This is a genomic window from Stenotrophomonas sp. Sm10, assembly GCF_030985515.1.
Lineage (GTDB): Bacteria > Pseudomonadota > Gammaproteobacteria > Xanthomonadales > Xanthomonadaceae > Stenotrophomonas > Stenotrophomonas hibiscicola.
On sequence record NZ_JAPTFO010000108.1, the window covers coordinates 1 to 10,411 of the forward strand.

The following is a 10,411-nucleotide window of genomic DNA, read 5'->3' on the forward strand; positions in this document are numbered from 1 at the left end:
CCGCCCCGCGGCGGGCTCTACCGGAACCCAGAAAAGAAGGCCCGCTTTTCAGCGGGCCTTCTGCCTTCTCACGACGAGTGAGCTGGGTGCATCAAGCCGCCGGCTTTTCGCCGGTGGCTTCGGTGGTGATGCGGATCTTCACTTCATCGCTGACGTTCGGGGCGTAGGCGCCGACGCCGAAATCGCTGCGCTTCAGGGTGGTGGTGGCATCGAAGCCAGCCGCCGGAACCTTGGCCATCGGGTGCTCGCCGCCGCCGTTGACGGTGACGTCCAGGGTGACCGGCTTGGTGATGCCCTTGATGGTCAGGTCGCCGGTGACGGTCAGCTTGTTGGTGCCGGCCGCTTCCACCTTGGTGCTCTTGAAGGTGGCATCGGCGAACTTGGCGGCGTCGAAGAAGTCGGCGCTCTTCAGGTGCTCGTCGAACTTGGCGGTGAAGCTGTTCAGGCCGCTCAGCGGCAGCTTCACTTCCACGGTGGACTTGGTCACGTCTTCGGCGTTGTACACCAGGGTGCCTTCAACATTGCCGAAGTGCGCGCTCGGGTTGGAGAAGCCGAAGTGGCTCCACTGCGCCAGCACGTCGGTGTGGCTCGGGTCCAGCTTGTAGGTGCCCGAGGCGATCTTGATCGCTTCGGCAGCCGGCGCGGCAGCAGCGGCATCGGCAGCCGGGGTGGCAGCCTGCTCGGTGGTGGCCGGGGCGGCGGCATCGGCAGCCGGGGCCGCGGTGTCGGCCGGCTTGGAGCAGGCGGCGATGGCCAGGGTCAGGGCCAGCGGCAGCAGCAGTTTACGGGTGGCGCTCATCTGAGGAACTCTCCGGATCGTAGGGTGGGTACACGGTGCAGCAATGGCCCGCCGCGGAACAGCGGGCCCGAAACCGATACAGCGACTTACGCGATGCGCGCCGCTTCGTCGAACGACAGGCGCGGCAGGCGCGGGAACAGGCCCGCCGGATCACCGTAACCCAGGTTGACCAGGAAATTCGACTTGATGGAGGTGCCGGCGAAGAAGGCTTCGTCGACCTTGGCCGGGTCGAAGCCGGACATCGGGCCGGCATCCAGGCCCAGCGCGCGCGCAGCCAGGATCAGGTAGGCACCCTGCAGGCTGCCGTTGCGGATGGCGGCTTCGTGGCGGCCTTCCTGCGGGCCGTCGAACCAGGCCTTGGCATCGGTGTGCGGGAACAGGTACGGCAGCTTCTCGTGGAAGTCCAGGTCGAAACCGATGATGACGGTGACCGGCGCGGCCATGGTCTTGGCCAGGTTGCCTTCGGACAGCGCCGGGGCCAGCTTGTCCTTGGCCTCCTTCGAGGTGACGAAGACGAAGCGCGCCGGCGTGGTGTTGGCCGCGGTGGGGCCCCACTTCACCAGGTCGTACAGTTCCTTCAGCAGGCTCTCGGGGACCGGCTTGTCGAGGAAGGCGTTCTGGGTGCGGGCCGTACGGAACAGCTGATCAAGGGCGGCGGCGTCGAGCGCGTGGGACATCGGTGGATCTCCAGGGCGGCGAAAGGAAGTCAGTGCCCGCGGGCGGCGCGGGGCGAAACGACGAGCCGCAGTGTAGAGTGTCGCGACTGTTGCAACACCCAGCAGGGCTGAAACGAATTAATGCCAATGGTGAAACGATCGAGCGCGCCATGGACGGTCACCGACGGCCGTGCGGGCAATGTCCGCCAGGCGGTCGCGCTGGCCTCGGCACTGCGCCAGGGCACCCACCGACCGCTGCTCCTGCAACCGCGCGCACCCTGGCGCTGGCTGTCGCCGCGGCGCCTGCCCGGCGATGTGAATGGCTATGGCGAGGCCTTCGCGACACTGGCTGCCGAGGCCCCGGCGCTGGCGATCGGCTGTGGCCGCCAGGCCGCCGGTGCCCTGCGCGTGCTGCGCGCACGCGGCAGCCAGGTGGTGCAGATCCTCGACCCGCGCATCAGCGCCCGCCATTGGGACGTGGTGGTGGTGCCCGAACACGATGCCCTGCGTGGCAGCAACGTGCTCACCCTGCTCGGCAGCCTCAACCCGGTGGACGACGACTGGCTGGCCTGGGGCCGCGCCGCGTTCGCCGGCTTCAGTACCCTGCCTGGCCCGCGCACGGCGCTGCTGGTGGGCGGGCCGACGCCGCTGGCACCGTGGGACGAGAACGCGATGGTCGGCGTATTCCAGGCGCTGGCCGAGCAGATCCGCAATGAAGGCGGCAGCCTGCTGGCAACCACCTCGCGACGCACGCCGCCGGCCCTGGCCGAGATCCTGCGCGCGAAGTTCGCCAACCTACCGCACGTGATCTGGGGCGATGGTGGCGACGGTACCAATCCCTATGGCGGCCTGCTCGGCTGGGCCAACCGCGTGGTGGTCTCGCCCGATTCGGTGAACCTGCTCTCTGAAGCCTGCGCCACGCGCATGCCGGTGATGGTGGCGCTGGCCGAGACCGCGCAGGGCCGGCTGGCCCGCTTCCAGCAGCAGCTGCGCGAGCGCGGGCGCCTGCAGCCGCACTGGCTGGACTGGCAGTACGACCGCATCGAGCCACTGCGCGAGACTGCGCGGGTAGCGGCGGAAGTGAAGCAGCGCCTGGCATTGGGGTAGTGCCGGCCGCTGGCCGGCAACGCTGTGCGCATTACCGAACACCGCCGATGCCGGCCAGTGGCCGGCATCTACCGGGATGCACAGCGATTTCTGAACATTTCAATCTGCCCATACCGTTAGAGTCCGGTGCCCCCCACCGGACCGAATGCCTTCATGCGTACCCTGCTCCTGCTGCCCTTGGCCCTGCTCGCCGCGTGTTCGACCGCGCCCACCGAGCTGGACCCGATCTCCTATCAGTGCCAGCAGCAGCTGGACGCGTATCGCGAACAACCGGCGCTGCGCGATCCGAAGACGGGCGAGCGCCCGCCGCTGCCGATCGCGCCGATCAGCGATGCCTGCGACAGGGAACTCAAGCGCAAGGGCGTGGACCGCCCGCTGCGCTGAGCAGCGTATGATCGGCGCGCGGGCCTGCCCGCCGCTGAAGGTACCGACATGGATCGTTTTGCCCGCCTGCCCCGTGCCGCGCTGCTGATCGCCAGCCTACTGGCGACCGCACCGGCCTGGGCCGACAGCACCGCCTGCCGCGAGCGCTACCCGAGCGTGGCGTCGCAGGCGGCGATGCTGGACGTGGCCTGGACCACCGCCGAACGCCTGGACGCGCTGCCCGATGTGGACGTGGTGGTGGCCGCGCGCGGTGGCCAGGACCTGAGCCGCTACGGCCTGCGCCACAGCCACCTGGCCTTCCTGCTGCGCGAGGACGACGGCCGCTGGCGCGCGATGCACCTGCTCAACCGCTGCAAGACCGACAGCTCGCAGCTGTACCACGAGGGCCTCGGCAACTTCGTCGGCGAGAGCGGCGGCCATACCGACCTGCGCATCGGCGTGCCGTCGGCCCCCTTGCGTGCAGCGCTGCGCGCGATGCTGGTGCCGCCCTCGATCCAGCCCAAGGCGCTGCACGAAACCAGGTACAACGTGGTCGCCTACCCGTTCGCCACCGACTACCAGAACTCCAACCAGTGGGTGCTGGAGGTGCTGGCGGCGGCGATGGCGCAGGCCGAAGGCGCGCCGGCCATCGTCAAGCGCGAACAGGCACAGCAGTGGCTGCGCCGCCAGAAGTACCAGCCCAGCGTGCTGCATATCGGCCTCGGCAAGCGCGTGGGTGCGCGCCTGTTCGTAGCCAACGCCACCACCACCGACCATCCAGCCGGCGAACGCATCTCCGGCAACTATTCGGTGGTGACGGTGGAATCGGTGTTCGACTTCCTGCACCAGCGCAGCCAGCTGCAGCAGGAACTGGTGATCCCCCATGTGCCGGTGGCCGGTGCCACTGCCGCCACGCCCTGAATCCCGCAAGGAGAACGACATGCGTCCGCTGCTTACCTCTGTGTTGTCGATGGTGATCGTCACCGGCCTGGCCTGGTCCACGGCCGCCCACGCCGAACGCCGCATCGTGATCATCCACGACCCGGGCCCGCAGGGACCAAGCCTGGAAATGTCCACGCAGATGGTGGCCTCGGCCCGCGCTGCAGCGGCCAAGGAAGCGCAGGATGCCGCCGACGCCGGCCAGCCGCTGGCCCGCCCGCAGCAGATCAAGCTGCCGCAGATGGAGGTGAGTGCCATCTCCACTACCGTGGATGGCCGCCGCGAAGTGCTGCTGCGTGATGCCAACGATCCGCAGAACACCGCATCGATGCAGTATCCGCGCGGCGTCGGCGACCCGGCCGTGCAGTTCACCGTGGGCCAGACCGTGAATTTCGAGCCAACCGGCAACGACCAGGGCTGGCAGCTGAAGGACAACCAGGGCCGCCCGCTGGAGTACCTGCCCGAGGCCACCGGCCCGCGCGATATCTTCGATACCCGGCGCTGAGCCGCCGTCTCCCCCCCTGACCAGGAGGTCTCCATGTTCCGTTGCCTGCGCGTTCCCGCTTCTGCATTGCTGCTCTCCGCGCTGCTGGCGCCCACCGTCCATGCCGGCGCCGCGCCGCAGTTGAACAGCAGCGAGGCCAGCGTGCTGATCACCTCGCTGATCGTGGTCTCGGTGCCGCTCGCTGCATCGGCGGGCCTGTCCGAACTGTCCAAGGCGCCGTTCAAGGCCAGCGAACGCAACGGCCGGGCCACGCGCACCAAGGCCGTGCCGCTGCCGCCGATGGAGGTGAAGAAGGTGGAGACCACGCCGGAGGGCGAGCGCCAGGTACAGCTGCAGGTGCCCGACAAGGCCGATCAGACCGCCACCCTGCGCTGGCCGGCGCGCGTACATGAAGACCAGACGGCGGCCTTCGTGGTCGGCCAGCGGGTGCATTTCGAGCCCACCGAGGCCGGTGCCGGCTGGACCGTGAAGAGCGCGCAGGGCCAGGCCCTGGCTTACGTCCCCACCGCCTACGCCGCCGGTGACATGATGAGTGAAGCGCTGTAAAGCTGAACGACCGTTTTTGGTTTTGCCACGGCCCGGGCGGATAATGGGTGATCCCCTTTCTCCCCCCTGGCTCGCCATGTCCGTGCGTCCTGCCCCTCTGTTTGCCCCGCTGACCCCGCGCGCCCTGGTGCTGGCGGTACTGGCGATGGGCGCGGTGGTGCTGCTGTCCAACGTGCTGGTGCAGTACCCGATCAACGATTGGCTGACCTGGGGTGCCTTCAGTTATCCGGTCGCGTTCCTGGTCAGCAACCTGATCAACCGCCGCTTCGGTCCGGGCCCGGCGCGCCGCGTGGCGTGGATCGGCTTCGCGGTGGCGGTGTTGTTGTCGATCTGGGTGGCCACCCCGCGCATCGCCATTGCCTCCTGCTCGGCCTTCATCGTGGCCCAGCTGCTGGACATCACCGTGTTCGACCGCCTGCGCCGCGGCAGCTGGTGGCGCGCACCGATGGTGGCCACGACCTGCAGCGCGACGGTGGATACCACCATTTTCTGGTCGATCGCGTTTGCCGGCTCCGCGCTACCGTGGGTGAGCTGGGCCGCCGGCGACCTGGCAGTGAAGCTGGCGATCGGCGTGTGCCTGCTGGCCCCGTTCCGCGCGCTGCTGTGGAAGATGTCGCCGCTGCGCGCCACCAGCTGAACGCACATGCTCTGGTGGGTGCCAACCTTGGATGGCACATGAGCACGGTCGGTACCTACCAACAGCGGATCATCCCCGGGCAATTGTTCTAATGGGTGCACCCATCACCCGAACGGCAACGCCGCCGCTCGGCACGCCGCCGTAATCGCCGCACACGCGTCTTCAATCGCGGGCGTGGTCGGTGCCAGTCGCGGGCGCCGGTCCAGCGTGCAGGCCAGGCCTACGTCGAGCAGCGTGGCATGCGCGGTATGCAGTGCCTGCGCGGTGGCACCGGGCAGGAAGCCCGCAACCGCCAGCGCATCTATCAACGACGGCGTATCGCGCGGCTGCAGCAGCGCGGGATGCTGCGCACTACGCGCCAGCACGCCGGTCTGCAGCAGGAACTCCAGGTCCACCACGCCACCGGCACCCTGCTTCAGGTCCAGTCGCGCAGCATCGCTGCGGTCCAGTTCGGTGCGCATGCGGCCACGCATCTTCAACACATCGGCATACAGCGTGGCCGGATCGCGTTCGCGGCCCAGCGTCTGTGCACGCACCTGTTCGAAATCGGCCAGCAGGCTGGCATCACCGGCCACGCCGCGTGCACGTACCAAGGCCTGGTGTTCCCAGGTCCACGCGCGTTCGCGCTGGTATTCGGTGTAGCTGGCCAACGAAGACACCAGTGAACCCTTGCCGCCATCCGGGCGCAGGCGCACGTCGATGTCGTACAGACGGCCGGCGGCGGTGACCGCACCGAGCAGCGCCATCACCTTCTGCGCCAGCCGCGCATACCAGCGCCCCGGTTCCAGCGGACGTGCGCCATCGCTGGCCTCCACGCCGGCCGGATTGTCGTGCAGGAATACCAGATCCAGGTCGGAACCGAAGCCCAGCTCAAGCCCTCCGAGGCTGCCGTAGCCGATGATCGCGAAGCGCCCACCAGGAATCACGCCGTGTGCCGCGCGCATGTCCGCTTCGGCCATCGCCAGCACGGTGGTGACCACCGCCTGGGCCAGCTCGGCCAGTTGCCGCGTGCTGTCCACTGCGCCCTGTCGACCGTCCAGCGTGGCCATCGCCATGCGGAAGCTGAGCGCCAGCCGCGTCTCGTTGAGCCAGCGCAGTGCGGATTCGGGGTCTTCCACCGCCAGCACCTGCTGGCACTCGGCCAGCATGCCGGCCGCATCGGGCATCGGTCCGGACACGCGCACGTCCAGCAGTTCGTCCAGCAGCAGCGGGTACGCGGCCAGCCGCTCGGCCAGCAGCGCGCTGCGCGCCAGCACATCCACCAGCCGCGCCAACGCGCTCGGTTGTTCGTCCAGCAGCGCGAGATAGCTGGTCCGGCGCAGCACCGCCTGCAGCAGGCCAAGCACGCGCTTGAGCGCGGCATCGGGTTGCGGCGAGCGCGTGGCCGCATGCAGCAGCGCCGGCAGTACGCGATCCAGCCGTGCACGCGCGGCGTCGGACAGGGACTTCACGCCGGTGCCCTGGGCGAAATCGCGCAGCGACTGATCGGCGCCATTGGCATCGAGGAAACCGGCTTCCGCCAGCAACGGCGCGTTGCTGCCCTCGGGCAGGCTGCGCCAGTAGTTGGCCAGCGCGTCGGGCGCAGCCTGGCCCTTGCGCGGCGCCAGCAGCGCGGCGAATTCAGTACTGACCCGCTGCTGCTGTTCGGCCAATGCCGCGCGCAGCACGTCCCAGTCCGGGTAGCCGAGGCCGACGGCGATGCGCGCGCGGTCCAGCGCGTCGCTGGGCAGCACGTGGGTCTGCGCATCGCGCAGCATCTGCAGGCGGTTCTCCAGCCGGCGCAGGAACAGGTAGGCGTCACGCAGCGCGCTGCCATCCTCGGGCGCGATCTGCCCCGCGGCCACCAGCGCGTCCAGTGCCACCAGCAGGCGGCGCTCGCGCAGCGCCGGCTCACGGCCACCGCGGATCAGCTGCAGCGCCTGGCACAGGAACTCGATTTCGCGGATGCCACCGGCGCCGCGCTTGATGTCTTCGTGCAGCTCGCGGCGCGCGACTTCGGCGGTGATCGCCGCCTTCATCTCGCGCAGGCCGTCGAGCGCGGTGAAATCGAGGTAGCGGCGGTACACGAACGGGCGCAGGGTCTGCAGCCACGCCTCACCGGCGGCGATGTCGCCGGCTACCGCGCGCGCCTTCAGCCATGCGTAGCGCTCCCAGTCGCGGCCTTCGCGCTGGAAATACTGGTCCATCGCCGCGAACGACAGCGCGACGCGGCCGGCGCTGCCGAACGGCCGCAGGCGCAGGTCAACGCGGTGGCTGAAGCCATCGACGGTGGTTTCGTCCAGCAGCTTGGCCAGGCGCTGGCCGAGGCGGGCGAAATACTCTTCGGCGGCCAGCGCGCGCGGGCCGTCGGATTCGCCGCCGTGCGGGTAGGCGTAGACCAGGTCGATATCGGAACTGAAGTTGAGCTCGCCGCCGCCGAGCTTGCCGAGGCCGAACACCACCAGCTGCTGCGCGGCGCCTTCGCCATCGCGGACCACACCGTGGCGTTGGGCGAATTCCTGCTGCAGCGCGTCCAGCGCCAGCCGCAGGCAGTCCTCGGCCAGGGTGGTGGCGCCAGCCAGCGTCTGCGCCACGTCGTCCAGCCCAGCCAGGTCGCGCCAGATCAGCCGCGTCGACATGGCAGTACGCCAGCGCCGGATCTGCGCCGGCCAGTCGCTGGGCTGCAGCGGATCGAGCACCGGTGGTGGGATCGGCGGGCAGCCGGGGGCAGCCAGCTGCGCCAGCAGCGCCGGTTGCCGCACCAGGGTGTCCAGCGCGAAGTCGCTGGCCACCGCCAGTCGGGTCAGCAGCGGCAGCAGTTCGGCAGGAACGGGCTCGGGCAGGACCTGGGCCAGGCGCGCCAGGGCGCGGTCGACAAGGGGCTGCAGGGAGGCGGGCAGGTCAGCGGGGGCGAGGGTCATGGGCGGATTGTATCGACCCGGTCGGGACGCGACGGACCCGGTAGTGCCGGCCGCTGGCCGGCAGATCCCATGATCCTGCCGAAGGTTGCTGCAGTTGCCGGCCAGCGGCCGGCACTACCGATAATGGAGGCCGCGCATTCATACTGGGCGACAGGCAATAAAAAAGCCCGCTTGCAGCGAACTGCCAGCGGGCTCTGCTCCCTCCCCCACGTCGGGATGCAGGGCCATCGTGCGGGCTGCGAAAGCACTTTGCACGCTGCACTGCAAAACAGAACCGATGGGTATGGGTGAGCCCCTTGGGGGAAAAGCCATTCCACGAAGGTAGAACCCCCCGTACGGATGAGGATGGCCGATAATCGGGATTCCCCCCAGAAACACTGTCGTCATGTCTGTTGATCGCATCGCCAACGCGCGTCTCCGTGACCGCGTGGTCTCCGCCGAGGCCGCAGCCGCGCTGATCCAGCCCGGTGAAACCGTGGCCATGAGCGGCTTTACCGGCTCCGGGTATCCCAAGGCCGTTCCCGTGGAACTGGCCCGCCGCATCGAAGCGGTGCACGCCCAGGGCAATCCCTTCCAGATCAAGCTGATGACCGGCGCGTCGACCGCGCCGGAACTCGATGGCGCGCTGGCCAAGGCCGATGGCATCGCCATGCGCATGCCGTTCCAGAGCGACCCGGACGCGCGCAACCGCATCAACGAGGGCAAGCTGGATTACATCGACATCCACCTCAGCCACGTTGCCCAGCACGTGTGGTTCGGTTTCTACGGCGAGATCGACACCGCCGTGATCGAAGTATCGGCCATCCGCGAGGACGGTTCGCTGGTGCCCTCCACTTCGGTCGGCAACAACAAGACCTGGCTGGACCTGGCCAGGAAGGTGATCGTCGAGGTCAACGAATGGCAGCCGGCCGGCGTTGACGGCATGCACGACATCTACTACGGCACCGCGCTGCCGCCGCACCGCAAGCCGATTCCGCTGGTGAACGCCAACGACCGCATCGGCGATACCGCGCTGCGCTGCGACCCGGACAAGATCGTGGCCGTGGTGCGTACCAACGGCCCGGACCGCAACAGCCCGTTCAGCCCGATCGATGCAACCAGCGAACAGATCGCTTCGCACCTGATCGAGTTCCTCAAGCACGAGGTGAAGAAGGGCCGCCTGCCGCCGAACCTGCTGCCGCTGCAGTCGGGCGTGGGCAACATCCCCAACGCGGTGCTGGCCGGCCTGGCCAAAAGCGGTTTCCGCGACCTGGCCGCGTTCACTGAAGTGATCCAGGACGGCATGCTCGACCTGCTGCGCGATGGCGTGCTGAGCTACGCCTCGTGCACCGGCTTCGCGCTGAGCCCGCAGGCCAACGAGACGTTCAAGGAGAACATCGATTTCTACCGCGAGCGCATCATCATGCGCACGCAGGAAATCTCCAACCATCCGGAACTGGTGCGCCGCCTGGGCTGCATCGGCATGAACGGCATGATCGAGGTGGACATCTACGGCAACGTCAATTCGACGCACGTGATGGGCACGCGCATCATGAACGGCATCGGCGGTTCGGGTGACTTTGCCCGCAATGGTTTCCTGTCAGCGTTCCTGAGCCCGTCCACCGCCAAGAACGGCACCATCTCGGCGATCGTGCCGATGGCCAGCCATGTCGATCACACCGAGCACGATGTGTCGGTGATCGTCACCGAACAGGGCCTGGCCGACCTGCGCGGGCTGACCCCGCGCAAGCGCGCGCAGGTGCTGATCGACAACTGCGCGCACCCGGATTTCCGCCCGCAGTTGCAGGATTACTTCGACCGTGCCAGCCGCGAGAGCTACGGCAAGCACACCCCGCATCTGCTGCCGGAAGCGCTGTCGTGGCACCAGCGCTGGCTGGATACCGGAACGATGAAGGGCTGACCCCAGGGTCCGGACATCGGGTAGAGGCCGGGGGGGGGGGGGGGGGGGGGGGGGGGGGG

The 10,411-nt window shown here is 68.6% G+C and carries 10 protein-coding genes; 7 read left to right on the top strand and 3 right to left on the bottom strand.

The annotated features are described in order from the left end of the window. Positions 1 to 91 precede the first annotated feature (91 nt). Complete coding sequence (locus tag O0J15_RS19260; RefSeq protein WP_005415047.1) at positions 92 to 799, bottom strand: YceI family protein; 708 nt, start codon at positions 797 to 799, stop codon at positions 92 to 94. Between the two features lie 86 nt (positions 800 to 885). Further along, positions 886 to 1,476, bottom strand: coding sequence for a malonic semialdehyde reductase (locus O0J15_RS19265; RefSeq protein ID WP_005415046.1), 591 nt, complete (start codon positions 1,474 to 1,476; stop codon positions 886 to 888). 126 nt (positions 1,477 to 1,602) lie between these two features. Between O0J15_RS19265 and O0J15_RS19270 the strand changes: the two genes are divergently transcribed. The 6 genes from O0J15_RS19270 to O0J15_RS19295 all read left to right on the top strand — a co-directional run bounded on the left by O0J15_RS19270 (position 1,603) and on the right by O0J15_RS19295 (position 5,552). Continuing rightward, positions 1,603 to 2,562: a mitochondrial fission ELM1 family protein gene (locus O0J15_RS19270; protein ID WP_180877747.1), complete on the top strand. Its 960-nt coding sequence runs from the start codon at positions 1,603 to 1,605 to the stop codon at positions 2,560 to 2,562. A gap of 153 nt (positions 2,563 to 2,715) precedes the next feature. After that, positions 2,716 to 2,946, top strand: a complete 231-nt coding sequence (locus tag O0J15_RS19275; protein ID WP_049443513.1) for a hypothetical protein — start codon at positions 2,716 to 2,718, stop codon at positions 2,944 to 2,946. A gap of 48 nt (positions 2,947 to 2,994) precedes the next feature. Further along, a complete protein-coding gene (locus tag O0J15_RS19280; RefSeq protein WP_155028859.1) occupies positions 2,995 to 3,846 on the top strand; it encodes a DUF2145 domain-containing protein in 852 nt (283 codons plus the stop codon). A 19-nt stretch (positions 3,847 to 3,865) separates the two neighbouring features. Further along, positions 3,866 to 4,369, top strand: a complete 504-nt coding sequence (locus O0J15_RS19285; RefSeq protein ID WP_031269949.1) for a hypothetical protein — start codon at positions 3,866 to 3,868, stop codon at positions 4,367 to 4,369. Between the two features lie 33 nt (positions 4,370 to 4,402). Then, complete coding sequence (locus O0J15_RS19290; RefSeq protein WP_308306127.1) at positions 4,403 to 4,915, top strand: hypothetical protein; 513 nt, start codon at positions 4,403 to 4,405, stop codon at positions 4,913 to 4,915. A gap of 76 nt (positions 4,916 to 4,991) precedes the next feature. Next, positions 4,992 to 5,552, top strand: coding sequence for a queuosine precursor transporter (locus O0J15_RS19295; RefSeq protein ID WP_308306128.1), 561 nt, complete (start codon positions 4,992 to 4,994; stop codon positions 5,550 to 5,552). Positions 5,553 to 5,656: 104 nt separating this feature from the next. Here the strand turns inward: O0J15_RS19295 and glnE are convergent, their stop codons facing one another. After that, entirely contained in the window at positions 5,657 to 8,452 is a 2,796-nt protein-coding gene (gene glnE / locus O0J15_RS19300; RefSeq protein ID WP_308306129.1) for a bifunctional [glutamate--ammonia ligase]-adenylyl-L-tyrosine phosphorylase/[glutamate--ammonia-ligase] adenylyltransferase, read from the bottom strand. A 385-nt stretch (positions 8,453 to 8,837) separates the two neighbouring features. Here glnE and O0J15_RS19305 point away from each other — a divergent pair, with 385 nt between their 5' ends. Further along, on the top strand, positions 8,838 to 10,352 hold the full coding sequence (locus O0J15_RS19305; RefSeq protein ID WP_021202957.1) for an acetyl-CoA hydrolase/transferase family protein: 1,515 nt from the start codon (positions 8,838 to 8,840) through the stop codon (positions 10,350 to 10,352). The last annotated feature ends 59 nt before the right edge of the window (positions 10,353 to 10,411 follow it).